Here is an 18,033-nt window from a genome sequence, read left to right as displayed (position 1 = left end):
TTTAATTGATAGCTTAACAGGACTTCATTATGGGTGCCCAGTGGAAGAACAAGCATAAAGCAGATGCGGCCAATGCCAGAGGCCGTATTTTTACCAAACTTGCCAAAGAGATTATGGTTGCAGCACGTAACGGGGCCGATCCGGCAATGAATGCCAAGTTGCGTTCAGCCATTGAAATCGCGAAAAAAGCATCCATGCCAAAAGAAACCCTAGAGCGTGCCATTAAAAAAGGCGCCGGTTTACTCGATGGCCCTGTGAATTATGAAACAGTGGTATATGAAGGCTTTGCGCCACATCAGGTTCCGGTTATTGTTGAATGTTTAACGGACAACAAAAACCGCAGTGCCATGAGTATGCGTATTTTATTTCGTAAAGGGCAATTAGGAGGCGCGGGCTCGGTATCCTGGGACTTTAAACACTTAGGACAAATTGAAGCCGTGGCCAGTAGTGCCGATGCCGATATGGAGCTGGCAGCCATTGAAGCCGGTGCACAAGATTTTGAAGAAGGTGAAGACGGTGAAGTGATCTTCCTAACTGAACTGACCGATCTTGATTTAGTGGCAAAAGCCCTACCCGACTTTGGTTATGAAGTGCATTCAGCCAAATTAGTCTATCGTGCCAATAACCCGCTGAGCTTAGATGACGAGGCCCGGGCTGAGGTTGAAGCCTTTTTAGATGCTATTGATAATGATGATGACGTACAAAACGTCTACGTCGGTTTAGCCTAATAAATAGGCTGAGCAGTACACCAAAATGTCACTGCTCAGCCAAGTTCGCACATTAATTATACCCCAGTTCAGCACAGCGCTCGATATCCAACTCTGCTAACGGTTGCGGCCGTAATTGCTGTTGCTTTTGCCAGACTAAACTCAGTGACGTTGTCGCTTTCGCTTGCTGCTGTCTATCTACTTGCTGATACTGCCGCTCGGCAGCATGGGCTTTATGTTGGTTTGCTTTCATCGCTTGATCCTCATCAATTTATGGCTTTATCGGTTACCCGATACTTTAAGCCTAGTGCAAATAAACTGACCCTGCCCTGAATCAAACCAATAAAATCAATTAATTGCTTTAAGGTGATTAAACAAAGATGCCGTATCCGTCTGATTATTAGTTTGAAATACCTTTTGAGGGGGGGCTGAAAAAGGCTAGATAAAAAGTAAAACCCAGTAGCAAAGGCTGCTACTGGGGTGAATAAAAGTGGTTAGAGACTATCAAAGAACGCTTGCACCCGTTGGCGGGCATCGTCTTCTTCCAGATTGTAGTGCTCTTGCACTAACTCAGTGAGATACTCAGGATTATTGCGAGTCAGTTCAAGCTCAGCATAACTGATCTTATCCCACTCACATTTGACCTGTGCTCGCACACTGCTCCATTGGCTTTCGGCAAAGAATGAACTCATAGCATCGTCCTCGCTTATCATGACGCCACTCAAGAAGTGCTGGTAGCGTCTATTTAAGTATAGGCGATCTTTGTCAAACTGTGGCTCAACACAGGCTAGCAAAGGCTTTGAGACTAACCCTTTGCGACTAAACCAGCAGATTAATCTAAAGCACTTTCAGCATCTTGATGCTTTTAATATTTTCCAAAAATTAATTGCCAGAAACTGAATTTGCGCTCTTTATGGTACTGCTTTTTTAATTGTTCAATTTGCTGTAAGTGTTGTTTTAACTTAGGCAAGTCATCCGCGGTAACCGCGGCTTTAGCCAGCGCCAGCTCAGCTAATACTTTGTCTAAGCCTTCGTTGTATACTTCGGCTTTGTCAGAGGGCAGTGGCGCTTGTTTAGCTTGCTGCACCAGCTTTTGTAACTTTTCAACAAAAGGTAAGGCTTCTGCCGTTGTGCTCGCTTCAGAAGCTTGCTTGTGGGCAAAACCCATGGTTTTCATGGTTCGTTCTAAATTAACCGGCTCTTTTGCCAATACCGACTGACTGCTCACTGCAAGTAACATAGCTAATAGGGCTGTTTTAATCATGACACTCTCTCAGATCTGATAATGCTTTGCAGTATACCTTATTCTGTCAGGCTGATCATGATTGCGCCGCCACCCAGTGCTGCAACAGGGGGTTAGCTTGTAACGGTAAGCGCAAACCTTGGAAAGCTGCCTTGACAGCAGTGTCACACGCCGGTCGTGGGCCAAGCTTGAGACAAAAAAGGAAGCCCGCAGGCTTCCTTATATTACGCAATAACCGAGATTAGTCGGCTTTCGGGATCGGGAAACCGCGATCGCGCATTAAGGCGTCGATTTTGGCATCACGACCACGGAAAGCCCGGTAGGCCTCGGCGGGATCAACCGCATTTCGCACACTGAACAAATGCTCAACTAACTTTGCAGCAACCTCTTTATCGTAAAAACCACCTGGCGCTTCGGCAAAAGCTTCTGCGGCATCCGAGGTTAATACTTCCGCCCACATGTAACCGTAATAAGCCGCAGCATAACCTTCACCAGAAAACACATGGCCAAACTGCGGCGTACGATGGCGCATGACAACTTGTGATGGCATGCCCATGGCCGCTAAGGTATCTCGCTCAAAAGCATCAGGATCAATGCCTGTTGGATCATCCAGCATATGCAGTTTTAAATCGATAATGGCAGACGCTAAATATTCCGTGGTTTTGAACCCTTCGTTAAAGGTCGCGGCATTGTTAATTTTAGCCACCAACGCTTTTGGCATAGGCTCGCCGGTTTCATGATGCACTAAAAACTGACTGATCACTTCGTCGGTTAATAACCAGCGCTCTAATAACTGTGACTGGAACTCGGTGTAATCACGCACCCCGCCGTTTAAGGTTGGGTAGGTGACTTTAGCCGATAACGCATGTAGCGCATGACCAAATTCATGAAAGTAGGTTTCAGCATCATCCCAAGAGATCAGTACAGGCTCGCCCGGTGCCCCTTTAATAAAGTTAGAGTTGTTAGACGACAACACGTTTTTCGCACCGTCAAAGTTGCTATAACTGCGATAACTGGTGGCCCAAGCCCCCGAACGTTTACCGGTGCGTGCAAAGGGGTCGAGGTACCATAAACCAATGTGCTTACCGCTGGTTTTATCGGTCACTTCCCACACTTTCACATCTTCATGGAACACCGGCACACTGCCATCTGCTACCGCGGTAAAGTTAAAATTAAATAAGCGGCCAGCAACATAGAACATGGCTTCGCGCAGTTTATCCAATTGCAGATACTGTTTAACTTCGTCTGAATCTAAATCGTACTTGGCTTTACGCACTTGCTCTGCATAAAAACGATAATCCCAAGGCTCAATGGTAATGTCATTGCCCTGCTGTTTAGCCAAAGCTTGCATATCGGCCACTTCTTCTTGCACCCGTGCAATAGCCGCAGGCCACACCGACATCATTAAATCCATTGCGCGTTGTGGTGATTTCGCCATCCGATCTTGTAAACGCCACGTGGCGTAATTCTCAAAACCCAGCAAACCCACACGCTCATCACGCAAGGCCAAAATTTCAGTAATTAACGAATTGTTATCTTGTGCATCACCATTATCGCCGCGGCTGTAATAGGTGTTCCAGACTTGCTTGCGCAATTCACGCTCAGTGGAATAGGTTAAAAAAGGGTCCATTGATGAGCGCGTATTGGTAATGGCATACATGCCTTCTTTACCACGACTGTTGGCTGCAGCGGCAGCGGCGTTAACAAAAGACGTGGGTAAACCGCCTAATTGCTCTTTGGTGAGATACAACACGTAGTTTTCTTCGTCGGCTAATGTATTATTTGAAAATTGCGTATACAACTGCGCTAAACGCTGATTGATCGCGGCATAACGCTTTTTCTGCTCTGCGTTTAACGTAGCGCCGTTATTGGCAAAACCTAAGTACACCAGTTGTGTTAAGCGTTGCTGCTCGGGGGTTAACGACTTCATCTCTTCTGAATTATAAACAGCGGCAACACGCTGAAATAATGCTTCGTTTTGCGTAATTTTAGAATTAAAGTCAGACAGCTTTGGCGCCATTTCACGTTGGATCGCACGGAATTCTTCAGACGATTTATTCGCACTCCAAATGCCGTAATAAGTGAAAACCCGATCGAGTTCTGCACCCACGCGCTCTAAAGCAACAATCGTGTTTTCAAAATTAGCGGCTGCAGGATTAGCCGTGATTTTATCGATATCGGCCAAATGCGCCGCCATGCCCTGCTCTAGCGCGGGTTTTAAATCCGCTAACTGCATCTTGTCAAAGGCCGGCACGCCTTCGAAAGGACCAGTCCATTTTTGTAATAACGGGTTAGTTTGCTTTTCAGTAACCGCTTGCTCAACGGCCGCGGCCGTCGCATTTTTTTCTGCCGTCGGCGCAGCCGTGTCGTTACATCCGAGTAAACTCACAGAAACTAGGGCGCAGCCTAACCAAAGAGGTAAAGATTTCATGCACATCTCCAAAAATTCTGATAAAGCAGTATGACTCTGCTAATAAGTAACCTAGATACCGAGCAAGTCTCGGCCAGTACCCTTAGAGTACCGTGATTAAATTCACTAACGCAATTTAATCCAGCTTAAAGCACTGAGCAACCAGCGCAGACTGAGCTCAATAACCCACTTCAATCAGCGCTGATATTGGCATATTGGTCGGATAGTGCTTGTCGGCAGCCCAAAAAGCTGCTCAGATGAAAGTTGGCGTACCCAACAATAAGAGACGATTAATGAAATTTCAATTAAGTGCTATGACCATACTCTGTAGCACCCTGCTGTTAAGCAGCTGTGCCCAGACTATGCAAGCCACAAGTAACAACTTAGCTGAGCTAAACACCGCCGATCGCGTGGCGCAGCAATATATTATTGTTGATACCCATATCGATGTTCCTTATCGACTCCATAAAAAATGGGAAGATGTAACGGTTGCCACGGCTAACGGCGAATTTGACTACCCCCGGGCACAACAAGGGGGCTTAAATGCGCCCTTTATGTCTATTTACATTCCCGCGTCCTACGAGCGCACTGGCGGAGGTTACCAACTGGCCAATCAGCTAATTGATAGTATGGAAGCCCTGGTTGCACGCGCCCCGGATAAATTTGCCATGGCCAGCAGCACACAGCAGGTATTGGCACAATTTGGTAGCGGCAAAATTTCTTTAGCCATGGGGATGGAAAATGGCACGCCGATCGAAGGTAAATTAGAAAATTTACAGCATTTCTATCAGCGTGGTGTGCGTTATATCACGCTCGCCCACTCTGAAAGTAATCATATTTCGGACTCTAGTTATGATATCCGTCGCCGCTGGCAAGGCTTAAGTCCGTTTGGCAAAGAGCTGGTAGTGGCGATGAACAATATCGGTATGATGATTGATATTTCGCACGTATCAGACGATGCCTTTTATCAGGCCGTGGCCATCAGTAAAGTACCGGTAATTGCTTCGCATTCGTCACTGCGCAGCTACACACCTGACTTTGAGCGTAATATGGATGACGATATGTTAAAAGCGCTGGCCAAAAATGGCGGCGTGATCCAAATTAACTTTGGTTCATCCTTCGTAACACGCCAAGCCAATCAATATAACGCCTTACGAAAAGCGGCTGCGCAGCAAGCGGGCGTGGAAGATAATCAAGCATTTCGCGAAGCTTATAGCAAAACCCATCCTTATCCGTTTGCGACATTAGACACCGTGCTGGACCATATCGACCATGTGGTAAAGTTAGTGGGTATTAACCATGTGGGTATCGGTTCGGATTACGATGGCGTCGGCGATTCACTGCCCATCGGTTTAAAAGACGTGGCCAGCTACCCGAACTTGATTGCAGGCTTATTTAAACGCGGTTACAGCGAAGAAGATATCGTGAAAATTCTCTCGGGTAACCTGATGCGCGTTTGGGCAGAAGTAGAAGCTTATGCGGCTAAACAAGCCAGTTAACGGTTAAGCTCGTCATGATGTCAGGCCCTTGCAACCAAGGGCCTTTTTTATGCGCAACTTGCCACTGGTGCTTACATATAGGCGCGACTAAACGAGTCTTTTGATTGTTTGAGGTAATCACGCGCTTTGCGAGCGTGCGTTTCCCACACTTCTTTGTCGGTTTTTTCAGTAAAGGGGTTTTGTTCAGCCGCTACTGAGCGCTCAAAACGTTCATAGTAGGTCAACATGGCCGAGGTGATCTGGTTAAAACTGTCTTTATAGCGCTGCATACCATCGAGTAACTCGGAGGTTTTTAAGACAAAACGGATTAATTCGGTGTTACTGCCATCACTTAAATAACTGCCCGCTTTTAAACTGATGTTGCCCGCCACCGCTGCCCCCAGCTTTTGCCGGATCGCTTCATCTTTACTTAGCACCTTACTGATATTCTCTTTGGATGCCACCACACTGGCATGCAATAACGTATCGCGTAAATGCCGGTCGAGATCGCGTCTAAAGCTATCAATATTGCGCTGAATACTGGCTAAATCATTATCTAACGCGGTGACCAGTTGTAATTCACGCTCTAGCTCGGATAAAAAGCGCTCGGCATCCTGATAAATTTTTAAACCGTTGTCTTCAGCAAATTTACGATCCGCTCGGCTTAACCCGGCATTTTGGTAACTAGAGCGGTCAAAACTCACCGCCAAAAAGGATTTAAACGGCTCTGCAAAGGCCGAATAAGTGCCGGCACTGACTACATTTAAAGTAGCCGTCACCAGATCACCAAAGGGTTTGATCATCGAGTTAAGTCGTGCTTGCTGAATTTTAGAACTGACGCGTTTGGCATCACTAACGATATTACGAAAACTGGCATAGGACATCGGATTGGACATTTTATTGCGCTCTGAACTGGCGAGCACTAAAGAGATCCCCGAATGCAAGGCATTAGCGTATTCGAGATACTGCCGCTGCACTTCTAACTGTGCCGCATAATTCGTGCCCAGCGAACGAAATGACTCGGCTTGCACTTCAATATTTTTATCTTTACGCAGCTTATCCAAAATGCCGCTAATAATGCGCTGCTCGTTTTTATGCAAAGCGGTCGCTAATAAGATGCGACTGGTTTGCAAGTCATCTAATTGTACAAAGCCATGCTGAGATTCAATATCCAGCCGTAAAAATTTACGCCCAGGATCATCCACCGAAATGCGGTGCGCTTTATAGCCTAACTCTCCCGCTTGCTGCTCAATTACGGCAACCGGCTGCCACGCACTGTCTAAGGTGCTTTTTTCTGAGACCAACACTTGAATACGATAAGAGGTAAACTCCGACTCGGGCAACACCCAAAGCTCAAGCACGCCTTGCTCGCCTATCGATTCTCGGCTAAACAAGGAGTTACTGCCGGCCTGACAGCGCATCGCGCCCTCACCCGTTCGAGGTTGTTCGTTGGTTAATTGGCACTCACCCAGTTGTCGCCAAGTTTTTAAGCTGCTTTGTTCAAAATCACTACTAAATACGATACCAGCGGTTTGCGCCGCCGTAGAAAACGCAACCATTGCACACAATATTGCCGCAAGCTTACGCATTATCACCTCGAAAGTGTAAGTAAAAGGGTTGGAAGCCAGGACTGATGCTTAATTCGCCGCGAATTCTAGCAGTGCCTTTTGCCCAGCACAATTAGCCACAGCAGAGGGCAGCGTAAGATTTTATCGCTCAGTACCACTAGCAACGCGCTGAAGATACGCTCTGCAAACTGAATAATGGCTGAAGGGACATCTACATTAGCGATGTGGGTTTAAACGTTAATACATCTGAAAAAAGTACTAAGCATAAACTCACTTAGTACTTTTTAGATCAGTTTGGCGGATAAGATCACTGTTATCAATAACCAAACAATACTTTTAACATGCTCTGTTTAAAGATGCTCAATCAAAGTACGTAACGCCGCTTCAGCCATGACTTTAATCTCTGCTCTGTCGGTATTATCACCAACTTCATAGGTGACTGAATGCACGCCAAACTCATCTGCCATATATTGTTTAAACACCCCAGAATCTTGGTTATGACTCGGTTTATTTTCAATTTTATAAGGCTCACTTGCCGCCAATGACGTTAGCCAGTTATTGACTAACTGCGGCTGCGCTATGGGTTTACCCTTTGCCGTAACATAATCATGATCCATGGTGTAATAAACATTGCGATTGGTTGAATGGAAATCTAAGGCAAACCGAATAACCCCACCTTCGGCTTCAATGGTTTTTAGTTTGGTGTGCAATGCCTGGGTTTCAGGTTGACTGCGATTTTTCCAATCACGATTTAAATCAAGCCCATTTCGGTTATGCCGCCAATTTCCGCGATGCACGCCATCAGGATTCATGTTGGGCACTAACAAGATATTATAGCGCGACCGAAAAGCACTCACCGTTGGATCTTCACTCCATAACAAATTGTTAAAATGCATCAAAGCCAAAGCGCCAGTGATCTCTGGCGGGTGTTGCCGGCCGATCAAAATCAGCCAATCTTGGCTGTTGGGCGTACGATGCTCCAGCATGGGTATGGCACGGTTTTCAACCGTTAGACCCAAGGTGGCGATTTCGCCTTGTTCTAGATCAGACAGCCATCGGGTGTAAGTGACGTTGTTAATGATCTCACCGGCCGCAACATAGATTGGTGTTTTCGATGCAGACAACTTAAATTGTATGCTTTGATCGGTTTTACTAAAAGCAACCGGAGCCCAAACCTGCTGATCAAGACTGACCTTAGGGCTATAGCGTGCAGGGCCGTTATGTGTCATTAAGGTAATGGTTATCGGTTTGGGCTGTGCCTCGCGACCAATCACTTTAAAGGCATACCAAGGACTGGGGTTAATGGGCAGATTTTCCGGTTTTAGGTGCAGTGTAAAACTGTCCGAGCCGGTTTGCTGACAATCATCCACGCGGCCACTGGCGAAGTTAGTCGCAAAACTGACGGTACTAAACACGCAACTGTCCGTGTTACTGGTGGCATTAACCGATGCTTGCTCGGCTTTCGCAAAGCCTGCGCTGCTCAGTAGCAGCGCAACAACAAATAAAGATCTCCGCAACATTAAAAACTCCAAGACCAGTTAGCGTAGATATAACGACCACGGTTACTATGTACATCTGAAAAGTAACCAAAGCTTTCGTCTGCTATCGGTGGATCACGATCAGTCAGGTTGCGCACACCGAGGCGTAAACGACTGCCGTCTAAATAGCCCTCTTTGAAGCGATATTCGCCATAAACATCGGTGGTTGTCCAGCTAGGGATGGGTAAAGGATCACCCGCGGCACTGGTCGCGGAAGTATCAAAGAAGTCACTGATGTAATTCACTCGAAAACCGGCACTCCACTGCGCTAAACGCCAATCTATTGCCGCATACATCCGCAATTCTGGATTACCGCTCATCTGCACTAAATCACCGGTACCCGGTACGATAATATCATTGGGCACCGCAGGATTACCGGCAGCTTGCGCAGCCAGTACGATAGTACTAATGGGATCAGGCATTTGTTGAAACTTGTTGAGTTTCGCGGCATTCACTTTAAAATCAAAACGACCGACATCGGTGCGTAATTTGTAACTAACGCTCACATCTAAACCACTGATCTCACGTACATCGAGGTTGCTGTAAGTATTCTCAACAAACACCACTCGATTATCGATAGGATCACGCACAACGGCAGGGTTTACCGACCCCTCAGAGCGTAATAATGAATCATACAGTAAATGCGTTTGGCTGTTTAAAATGCCTACCACGCCTTTTTGCTCGATATCCCACCAGTCTAAGGTGATCAACAAGTCATCCAGTGGTGCCAAAGCAATACCATAACTAAAGGTTTTATCGTCTTCTGGTTCTAGTGTGACATTACCACCACGCACTTCCTCGACGCCATAACTGGCATTAGTGACAGGATCGCGCCGCGTATTGGAACGCACAACGCCATCTTCAAATACTTGCGGTAAATTAGGCGCACGAAAACCACCAGAATAAGCGGCCCGTAGTTGTAACCACTCTTGTGGTGCCCAAGCTAACGCTATTTTCGGTTTGGTTACATTACCGACATCATTAAAACGTTCATGCCGCAATGCTAACTGCATACTTAAACTATCAGCCAGGGGGACCAACAATTCAGAGTAGAGAGAGACAACATTACGACTTCCGCTGGCGTCAGGCGTTGAACTACTGCCGAGTGCATCAGAATCTGAGCCTACCTGCCCAGTAAACGCATCCACAAAGGGTTGGCTGCCATCCAAAGTAGGATCGCGATCATCGGCGTAACTTTCGTAACGATATTCAGCACCTGCGGCAATACCAATATCACCGGCATACCAAGAGAATAGTGCTGGATTAGAGACTTTAAAGTCCCACAAGGCTAATTCGCTGGTGCTTTCACGATAAACATCACGCACTATTCCGGCAATCACGTTGGCACTGTTGCCAACACTAAAACCGGTATTCGGATTAGCCGGATCGCCGCCTAAAAAAGGGTTGTAGGCTAAAGCAGGATCCGTTTGATTTAACGCAGCACTAAAGGCTGACGTACTGATACGGTTGTAATCCATATCAAGTGTATTAGCACGAGAGTACAACACAGCACTGTCCCAATCCCATAAGCCTACCGCACCGCGTAAACCCGTTAATACGCGATAGCTGGTATCGGTGACTTCAATGCGCCGAGGGCCGGCGTCTACTGGACGGTAGTTACGCAATTCTACTGCTTCGTTAAACGGGTTAAATGCGGCATTAGGTCCAATGGTGATTCGTTGTGCTGTGAGGTTGGCATTTTGTTCACGACGACGCTCTGACTCAGCACGATAATATAAAGCTTCAGCGTAGAACTCGGTGCTGTCTGTTAATTGCTGAGTAAAGTAACCAAACAGGTTTAAGCGATCGACCGCTGACGTCATACTTTGGTCTTCAATAGCGGGATCATAATAAAGGTCTCGTGATTGGGTACCACGATCGGCACACACATTATTTGCTAACTGCACATCACAACCCGACATGGTATTCGGTTGAATATGAAAGGTGCCCAGTGATGAACTAAAAAACGTTCCCCAAGGTGAGGCGATTAACCGATTATCCAATGCCGTGCGACCGATAAATTCTTCTGGGATCCCAGGAGCATTACGACGATCCTGATTTGCTGAATAAGCACGTTCATTAGCCGCCATTTCACCACGGCTGTAATAAGCGGCAGAGAGCGCTAAATAACTTTTGTCATCATTAAAGCGCATACCGGTAGAACCATTCACCGTGATTTGGTCTAGGTTGGTGCCTTCAGACTTACCATAACTAAAATTAATGGTACTGTTTTCAACATCGTCTTTCAGTACATAGTTTATAACACCTGCAACCGCATCTGTGCCGTAAATCGCTGCGGCACCGTCGCGTAAAACTTCAACCCGCCGCAAGCCAGCCACAGGCAAAGTATTCGAGTTGACCGTAGTGACGGGTACGAAATTCTCGGTTTGTGTGCCAGGGTGTAATACTAGGCGTCGACCATTTAATAGCGTTAGGGTATTGCCCGTACCAATACCACGTAAGTTAATCGATGCAACATCGCCGCGCGCATCATTAACACCGCCAATGGTGCGTTCATTATTAAAGCTGATATCACCGATCTGTGGAATTGATCTCAGTAATTCATCTCCCGTCACTGCACCGGTATTAAGAATATCTTCGGCATTTAAAATGGTTACTGGTAAGTTTCCCGCCGCTTTTGCGCCGCGAATATTGGAGCCAACCACTTGAATACGCTCCACAGACTTGCTGGAAGACTCACCTTCAGCATTTTGTAATTGTTGTTGGAAGTTATTTTGGATGCGACTGAGATTGTTATCGCTGGCACTGATCACAAAAATCGATGAGCTTTTCGCACTCGCTTGCAAGCCTGAACCTTGCAATAAAATAGCTAACGCTTGACTAATCGTTAGCTCACCGCGCACTGGTGGTGAATTTAAGCTGCCAGTACTCTCTGGGGTAAACATAATTTGAACCCCTGCCACTTCAGCCAGTTCGAGTAAAGCTGAGCTGGTGCGCTGGGCAGGAATATTAAAATTAAAGGTTTGATTGACTTCGATACTGCTATTGGTTTGCGCATTGACATCAGTAACCATGCCGGCACTGGCGCCAAGAGCCACCAGTGTACAGCAGGCTAAATAACTTAAGCGGTATTTCAACATGTTTGGATCCCCTGTTTTTTTATTTTTGTCACAGGTATATACGCAGCCTGTAAAAAATACCTCCGCACTATTTTTAACGATTGCTAATATTAATTTGTTCCGCAACCACGGCAACCCGGATCGGCAAGGTCGCTTCCAAAGCTGACAAGATGGCTTCACCATCCGCTAGGTGAAACACTCCACTGATCCGATAGTTTTTCACTTGTTCATCGATAATAGTAATTTTGCGGGTGCGATAACGATTAAATTCTTGTACAACATTATCAAGGCTTTCGTTATCAAAGCGCATAATGCCTTGCCGCCACGTTTGTGCCTGACTCACTTGCTGTGGTTGATTCTGTTGAATGACCTCATTTTGTTCACTAAAGGCAGCTATATCGCCAGCTAGCAAAGCCTGCACGGCTTCAACCTCCGTTGCTTGCAATGGTTTCACCAGGTTCTTCACCGCCACCTTACCTTCTAATACCGCAATTTTTAACAAGGTTTCATGAGGTAATTTTCTAACATTAAACTTGGTACCAATCACCTTAATCTGTCGCTCGCCGGTATCAATAATAAAAGGTCGATTGGCATCTTTAGCTACATCAAAAAACACTTCACCTCGGCTTAACGTTACTAAGCGCTGACCAGCACTAAAGGCCACCGATAGTGCTGACTGTGTATTCAGTGATAAGGTGCTGCCATCGGCTAGCAAAATATTGCTGACTTCACCCACTGCCGTTTCAAAGTGCCATACGCCGCTGGTGAGTGGTTGTTGACGCTCGGTAATCCGAAACTCGTTGTCCTGTAAGGTCTTTTGCAAGGCTGTCTGCATTTGCTCTGTGGCAACGGCTGCCACAGGCACATGGCCTGACTGAGGTATCGCCGTTGGCGTGATACTTTGCAGTAGCACCAATAAACCCACCGCACTGACACTGGCGGCAGTTGCCAGCCACGTTAGCCAGTCATGACCAGCAGCTTTGGTTGTTTTTTTATGATGAGGATGATAAAGCATCGCAGTAAAATCATAAGCTTGCAGCGCGGCTTGCCACTCCAACTCATGCTCTGGTTGCTCTTCGCGCCAGCGGCGTATTTGGCTCTCTTCACGCGCAGTTAATTCACCCGAGTACAATCGAGTAACATAGGCAATTGCTTGCTCACGTATGTTGAGTTTAGCCATGCTGATTACTTCCTAAGGCCGCTGTGTCGACACTATTACGGATCACCAATAGCGCAGCGGAAATATGTTTTTCAACAGTAGAAACGGAAACGCCCAAATTGTCGCTAATTTCTCGATAACTTAACCCGTCAATACGATGCATTAAAAAAGCCTGGCGTTGTTCTTGGCGGATCTGTTGCAGAGCACATTCAACTTGATGCAGTAAGCGTTTGTTATGTAACTGCCGATCGGGTTCATCAATGGCGATTAACTCGTTTAGTGCATATTCGCCTTGATGTTGGTCTGCACAGCGAACTTGGGCGCGCCTGGCTCGATCAATTAACAAATTACTGGCAATTTGAATTAAATAATTTCTTGCCGTATCAAGCCTACCGGCTAATTTTGCGGGTAAATCTTCAATTTGGCTGAGCCGCATATAAACTTCTTGCATGACATCATCACAATCCACGCTACTGTTCATGCGCACGCGAATAAAACGCCTTAGAGCAAAATCATGTTCTGCCAGTAAACGTTCGATCAGCTTATGGCTGGTTTGCTTTTCACGTTGGCGATTTAGTACATTTTCAAGCACAAGCATCTTCTCTAGTTTAACTCGTCTTACTATATACGCAGCCAAGAGGAAATACCTCCGCTGATTGTGCTGTTTTGAATGCCACTTACAACATCATCCCAAACGCTATCAGCAATAACCGGCATGAAACTCAACCCAATCGCTTGGGTTAGATAAAAACACTGCCCAGCTAATGCTGAGTTGTTTTGGCAAGAACTTGCAGGCTCGAACTAGTAGTGAGGGCTTGCTTGATACTCCCGCCAGGTTAAAAACAGCCGCAGATCAAGCTCTAACTGATGGTAATCGGCCAACATATATTGGCACAGTTGATAAAAGGCTTTGTTATGATCTTTCTCGCGCAGATGCGCCAGCTCATGCACAACGACCATCTGTAACAGCGGCAACGGTAATTGCTTTAACACACTGGCCACGCGAATTTCATTTTTACTTTTTAGCTTACCGCCCTGCACCCGGCTTATTTGCGTATGGGTGCCCAGCGCATTGTTGATGACATGCAACTTAGGATCAAACACTACCTTACTTAGCGGTTCGCTACTTTTTAAATGCTGGCGTTTTAACTCAAGCGTATAGTGATATAACGCTTTGTCGGTTTGCACCGCATGCACCGGCTCTGGATAACGCCGCGCTAAGACGTTACCTAATTGCTGGTTCAGTAGCAGCTCACTCACTTGCTGCTGCACCTGTGCAGAGTAGCCTTGTAAATAGCGTAATGCGCTCATACGACGTATTAATGATGGATTAGTCAACCTTGGCGGCAGTATAGGGATTTTGTTTTAGGCTGTATAGCGCGGGGGGCTTATCGGCAACCAGCTGAACATCACACGGTGTTGAGGGCACAGTGCTGTAGCCATCGCGTTAGGCAGCTAGGTTAGCGGGCTGAAATGGGCATCACTCACACACTTAAACAGAAAATGAATAGAAATTAGCTCTTCTGCCCTTTATTATCACGCCGATTACAACAACCCCAAATTTATAGGTGCTGGCGATGTGGTTAAACAAAGCGCTAATAACCGATACCGCGGTGCGTGCTTTTCGTAAACAACTAATACACTCAAGCCCACAACATCTGGTGCTGGATCATTTATTTGATACGGCAGAATTGCATAGCGTGTTAGCTGCCCTGCAACATGCATCGAACTGGCAAACGCAACAACATACCTACTCCGCCTTGTATGTCGACTCGTCTACCTGGCAAAAAACCAGCGCGCAACAGCGTTTTGTGCAGCGCGATCTGTGGCAACGCCCCGAGCAAAATGCCCCCAGCGATATCGCACAGCAATTTCTGCTGTTTTTACGCAGCAATGAATTTTTAGCTTTACTGTCACGGCTGTTCAAAGTGGCTTTAACCGATATTAATGTGGCTAACCCGGCAATAAATACCAATTACTTTCGACTAAGCGCTAACGATTTTGTCAAACAACACGCGGATGACTCACCGGGTAGAGAAGTGTGTATGTTACTGTACTTAAACCAAGACTGGCGTGAGGAAGACGGCGGTGAATTAGTATTTATGGGAACACATCAGCAACCTATTGCTATCTCACCACTGTTTAATCGCTGTGTGTTGTTTGATCCCGCCTCCCCCGGCGCTGAGCATTGGGTTAACGCGGTCTCGCCTCTAAGCCAGAAGTTATACCGATATAATGTCACTAGTTGGTATTGGTCTGAGTAACCGGCTTGATGAGAAGTTGATCTCGGCTTACCACTTTCTGGTGTGGTATAGCCGGTTACAGCTTGGGGCACGCTCCGGCTCGACATTGCTCCAAAGCAGGTTATGCTTCCCGGCGTGTGAATCGAACCTCTTGGTGAACCTCCTGTTTGTTATCTTGAGGCATTAATGCAAAAGGCCCTCGTGGTTAACGTGGGCCTTTATCAATTAACTTGCTATGTATTAACTCACTTTTTGAATGCCTAATACCCAACTGAAACAGCAAAAAAAAGCATGAAGCAGGCAAGGATAATAAACACTAAGACTAGTGGAAAGATAAACTTAGCCCATTGCGTCCAACTGACTTGTGCGGTGGCTAAATAAGCTAATAAGGTGCCTGATGTTGGCGTAATCATATTGGTAATACCATTGCCAAACAAAAAGGCCAGCACAGTAGTTTGCGCGCCGACACCCGATAATTGACCGAGTGGTCCCAAGATTGGCATGCTGACCGCCGCTTGCCCTGAAGTTGAAGGGATCATCACATCTAACAATAACTGTGAAATAAACATCCCAACTACGGCAACATAAGGATTATCTTCGCCGATAATACCAACTAACCCATGCACTACCGCATCCAGCACTTTCCCGTTCTCCAAGGTGATCGCGATGGCAAAGGCAACACCAATTAAAATACTGGCCAACAAAATCTTTTTCATACCGGCGACAAAAGCATCTGCCGCACCACTGGCACCTAAACCACTGCAGCTGGCCAAGATAATACTTAACCCTATGTAATAAGCGGTAAGTTGTTGGTTTTTCCACTGCCAAGTATTAGAGGCATACACTAGCCCAGCTATGCCGCTTAACATAATCAGTAATAGCAGCAAATGCCGCTTACTCAGTTTTTTACTATCAAACTCAATGGCAACTTGGGTATTAAAACCCGCCCGCCGGATCATCAACAGCATGAAAATGATTCCGAAAAACAAATAAATAAAGAAAAACAACGTGCGCATGCCTGCACCACTAAAAATCGGCAGACCCAATAATGGCTGCGCAATGGTCAGTGGTAATGGATTGGTTATTGAAGACAAATAACCGACCTTGACCGCCACCGTTAAAATAGCCAGCCCAATCAGGTTAGACATCCCTAATCTTCTGGCCAGCTCTACCATCAACGGAATAATCAATAAATATTCTGATGCTAGCCCAAGAAAAGTACTGCCCAAGGCAAACATGGTCATTAAAAAAATCACTAAACCATAAATGTTGCCTTTTACTGCAGAAAGTAAACGCTCTAAGCCGGCATCAACAGCGCCCGACTGATTCAAAATGCCAAACATACCACCGATGATCAGCACCATAAAAATTAATCCGCCGCCACGCTGCAGCCCCGCTGGAATGGCCTGTAGTACATCAACAACGCCCACAGGCCGCGCTTCTCCTGCTGCCGCATCTGCCACCGTACCAAAAACATGGCGCAAGGAGCGATCTTTCTCAATCACCTGATAGCTACCCGCGACCACTAAACCATCGGCACGCTGATAACTTCCAGAGTCGAGTAAATAAGTTAGGCAAGATGCCAACAGCAAAATAAACAGCAAAACAACAATGGGGTTACTGCCACTACGTACTGTTTTGTTGAAAACAGGCTCAGGGGCGGTGTTTTTTTGCTCTGTCATAAAGAATTACCTTGGGCTAATGATGACAACTTAGCAGAAATAAAATTGCGGATGACTGCCGCGAGTTCAGCTAAATCACTTTGTAACTGGTAAAAGCCTGCATGTTTACTAAAGGTTTTTTCATCCATGTACAAAGCCCGATTAATTTCAATTTGCACGCTATGTCGGTTATGTTGTGGATCAGCAAAACATTCGGTGAGGTAGCCGCCCTTATAAGGATGATTTACCGCAACGCTATAACCCGCGTTTTCAAAAAAATTGACAAGTAATTGCGTAAAGTCAGCATCAGCAGAGCGACCATCTTTATCGCCAATGACTATTGATGGCCGGGCTTGCTCGTTATCAATATTCATGGCATTACCACGTGACTTCATAGAATGACAATCAATATGCCAAACAGCACCGAATGTTGCATGATAATTCGCTAATAATTCGGCTAAACACTGATGGTATGGCAAGTAATAATCAGCAATACGCTGCTGCACGTCCGCCACTGATAATGGCTGCTGATACATGGGCAAACCAGGCAACGCATAACGACGCAATAAGCCCATGCCTCGCTGACTGTAGGCCGTAGGGTTAATGCTAGCAGGCCATTCACCGGCTATCATATCCGGATCAATATCATCAACCGCTCGATTTAAATCAATGACCATTCTGGAAACTAAGGCTTTTAAAACGGTCGCACCAACCTGTGTTGCCGGCTGCCATAATTCATCAACATAGGCATCCCAGCCCGAACGCATCTGCGCCTCTGATGCTTGACACTGAAAACCTGTTGGCAACGCCATACCACTGTGTGGCGAGTCAAAAACAAGTGGAATGGCGGCGGCTTCAGGCAACAACAACTGAAAGCTTTTTATCATAGGGTTTCTCATTTATACATTAAACTGAAGGGCACGTGAAACGTGCCCTCTCTTTAACC

At 46.3% G+C, this 18,033-nt stretch carries 15 protein-coding genes; 3 read left to right on the top strand and 12 right to left on the bottom strand.

Features of this window, described 5'->3' with window-relative positions; all coding sequences use genetic code 11:
* The first annotated feature begins 29 nt into the window (after positions 1–29).
* Positions 30–728 carry a YebC/PmpR family DNA-binding transcriptional regulator gene (locus L1N97_RS07460; protein WP_226750218.1) on the top strand — a complete coding sequence of 233 codons (699 nt, stop codon included), beginning with the start codon at positions 30–32 and terminating at the stop codon, positions 726–728.
* Between the two features lie 52 nt (positions 729–780).
* Here the strand turns inward: L1N97_RS07460 and L1N97_RS07455 are convergent, their stop codons facing one another.
* The 4 genes from L1N97_RS07455 to L1N97_RS07440 form a co-directional block, all read right to left on the bottom strand.
* Complete coding sequence (locus tag L1N97_RS07455; protein ID WP_229584414.1) at positions 781–960, bottom strand: hypothetical protein; 180 nt, start codon at positions 958–960, stop codon at positions 781–783.
* A 241-nt stretch (positions 961–1,201) separates the two neighbouring features.
* A complete protein-coding gene (locus tag L1N97_RS07450; protein ID WP_229584415.1) occupies positions 1,202–1,399 on the bottom strand; it encodes a general stress protein CsbD in 198 nt (65 codons plus the stop codon).
* A gap of 173 nt (positions 1,400–1,572) precedes the next feature.
* On the bottom strand, positions 1,573–1,971 hold the full coding sequence (locus tag L1N97_RS07445) for a cytochrome b562 (protein WP_229584416.1): 399 nt from the start codon (positions 1,969–1,971) through the stop codon (positions 1,573–1,575).
* 220 nt (positions 1,972–2,191) lie between these two features.
* The gene (locus L1N97_RS07440) at positions 2,192–4,381 is read right to left on the bottom strand and encodes a M3 family metallopeptidase (RefSeq protein ID WP_236129338.1); all 2,190 of its coding nucleotides are present in this window, start codon (positions 4,379–4,381) and stop codon (positions 2,192–2,194) included.
* 272 nt (positions 4,382–4,653) lie between these two features.
* Here L1N97_RS07440 and L1N97_RS07435 point away from each other — a divergent pair, with 272 nt between their 5' ends.
* The gene (locus L1N97_RS07435; protein WP_236129337.1) at positions 4,654–5,859 is read left to right on the top strand and encodes a dipeptidase; all 1,206 of its coding nucleotides are present in this window, start codon (positions 4,654–4,656) and stop codon (positions 5,857–5,859) included.
* A 71-nt stretch (positions 5,860–5,930) separates the two neighbouring features.
* Here the strand turns inward: L1N97_RS07435 and bdpA are convergent, their stop codons facing one another.
* From bdpA to L1N97_RS07405, 6 genes are all read right to left on the bottom strand, one after another.
* Positions 5,931–7,427, bottom strand: coding sequence for a BAR domain-like protein A BdpA (gene bdpA, locus L1N97_RS07430; protein WP_236129336.1), 1,497 nt, complete (start codon positions 7,425–7,427; stop codon positions 5,931–5,933).
* 329 nt (positions 7,428–7,756) lie between these two features.
* Complete coding sequence (locus L1N97_RS07425; protein ID WP_236129335.1) at positions 7,757–8,926, bottom strand: M14 family metallopeptidase; 1,170 nt, start codon at positions 8,924–8,926, stop codon at positions 7,757–7,759.
* Complete coding sequence (locus L1N97_RS07420; protein ID WP_236129334.1) at positions 8,926–12,045, bottom strand: TonB-dependent receptor; 3,120 nt, start codon at positions 12,043–12,045, stop codon at positions 8,926–8,928. The genes L1N97_RS07425 and L1N97_RS07420 overlap by 1 nt, the downstream gene beginning before the upstream one ends.
* A gap of 73 nt (positions 12,046–12,118) precedes the next feature.
* Positions 12,119–13,204, bottom strand: coding sequence for a FecR family protein (locus L1N97_RS07415; RefSeq protein ID WP_236129333.1), 1,086 nt, complete (start codon positions 13,202–13,204; stop codon positions 12,119–12,121).
* Positions 13,197–13,775, bottom strand: a complete 579-nt coding sequence (locus L1N97_RS07410) for an RNA polymerase sigma factor (RefSeq protein WP_236129332.1) — start codon at positions 13,773–13,775, stop codon at positions 13,197–13,199. The genes L1N97_RS07415 and L1N97_RS07410 overlap by 8 nt, the downstream gene beginning before the upstream one ends.
* 209 nt (positions 13,776–13,984) lie before the next feature.
* A complete protein-coding gene (locus tag L1N97_RS07405) occupies positions 13,985–14,494 on the bottom strand; it encodes a M48 metallopeptidase family protein (protein ID WP_236129331.1) in 510 nt (169 codons plus the stop codon).
* A 266-nt stretch (positions 14,495–14,760) separates the two neighbouring features.
* Here L1N97_RS07405 and L1N97_RS07400 point away from each other — a divergent pair, with 266 nt between their 5' ends.
* A complete protein-coding gene (locus L1N97_RS07400) occupies positions 14,761–15,447 on the top strand; it encodes a 2OG-Fe(II) oxygenase (RefSeq protein ID WP_236129330.1) in 687 nt (228 codons plus the stop codon).
* 239 nt (positions 15,448–15,686) lie between these two features.
* Here L1N97_RS07400 and L1N97_RS07395 read toward each other — a convergent pair whose 3' ends face one another.
* Positions 15,687–17,108 carry a YfcC family protein gene (locus L1N97_RS07395; protein ID WP_229584423.1) on the bottom strand — a complete coding sequence of 474 codons (1,422 nt, stop codon included), beginning with the start codon at positions 17,106–17,108 and terminating at the stop codon, positions 15,687–15,689.
* Entirely contained in the window at positions 17,105–17,974 is an 870-nt protein-coding gene (locus L1N97_RS07390; protein WP_229584424.1) for an N-formylglutamate amidohydrolase, read from the bottom strand. The genes L1N97_RS07395 and L1N97_RS07390 overlap by 4 nt, the downstream gene beginning before the upstream one ends.
* Between the last annotated feature and the right edge of the window lie 59 nt (positions 17,975–18,033).

It is taken from the genome of Rheinheimera sp. UJ63 (assembly GCF_021568285.1).
Lineage (GTDB): Bacteria > Pseudomonadota > Gammaproteobacteria > Enterobacterales > Alteromonadaceae > Alishewanella > Alishewanella maricola.
Note: the sequence above shows the minus strand (reverse complement) of the source record. Positions and strands in the feature narration are given on the sequence as shown.

What these genes read in the sequence shown, in the direction of transcription:
- bdpA (WP_236129336.1), bottom strand. Translation starts at nt 7,427, where the DNA reads ATGCGTAAGCTTGCGGCAATATTGTGTGCAATGGTTGCGTTTTCTACG.
- L1N97_RS07425 (WP_236129335.1), bottom strand. Translation starts at nt 8,926, where the DNA reads ATGTTGCGGAGATCTTTATTTGTTGTTGCGCTGCTACTGAGCAGCGCA.
- L1N97_RS07415 (WP_236129333.1), bottom strand. Translation starts at nt 13,204, where the DNA reads ATGGCTAAACTCAACATACGTGAGCAAGCAATTGCCTATGTTACTCGA.
- L1N97_RS07455 (WP_229584414.1), bottom strand. Translation starts at nt 960, where the DNA reads ATGAAAGCAAACCAACATAAAGCCCATGCTGCCGAGCGGCAGTATCAG.
- L1N97_RS07390 (WP_229584424.1), bottom strand. Translation starts at nt 17,974, where the DNA reads ATGATAAAAAGCTTTCAGTTGTTGTTGCCTGAAGCCGCCGCCATTCCA.
- L1N97_RS07450 (WP_229584415.1), bottom strand. Translation starts at nt 1,399, where the DNA reads ATGAGTTCATTCTTTGCCGAAAGCCAATGGAGCAGTGTGCGAGCACAG.
- L1N97_RS07440 (WP_236129338.1), bottom strand. Translation starts at nt 4,381, where the DNA reads ATGAAATCTTTACCTCTTTGGTTAGGCTGCGCCCTAGTTTCTGTGAGT.
- L1N97_RS07395 (WP_229584423.1), bottom strand. Translation starts at nt 17,108, where the DNA reads ATGACAGAGCAAAAAAACACCGCCCCTGAGCCTGTTTTCAACAAAACA.
- L1N97_RS07460 (WP_226750218.1), top strand. Translation starts at nt 30, where the DNA reads ATGGGTGCCCAGTGGAAGAACAAGCATAAAGCAGATGCGGCCAATGCC.
- L1N97_RS07405 (WP_236129331.1), bottom strand. Translation starts at nt 14,494, where the DNA reads ATGAGCGCATTACGCTATTTACAAGGCTACTCTGCACAGGTGCAGCAG.
- L1N97_RS07435 (WP_236129337.1), top strand. Translation starts at nt 4,654, where the DNA reads ATGAAATTTCAATTAAGTGCTATGACCATACTCTGTAGCACCCTGCTG.
- L1N97_RS07445 (WP_229584416.1), bottom strand. Translation starts at nt 1,971, where the DNA reads ATGATTAAAACAGCCCTATTAGCTATGTTACTTGCAGTGAGCAGTCAG.
- L1N97_RS07400 (WP_236129330.1), top strand. Translation starts at nt 14,761, where the DNA reads ATGTGGTTAAACAAAGCGCTAATAACCGATACCGCGGTGCGTGCTTTT.
- L1N97_RS07420 (WP_236129334.1), bottom strand. Translation starts at nt 12,045, where the DNA reads ATGTTGAAATACCGCTTAAGTTATTTAGCCTGCTGTACACTGGTGGCT.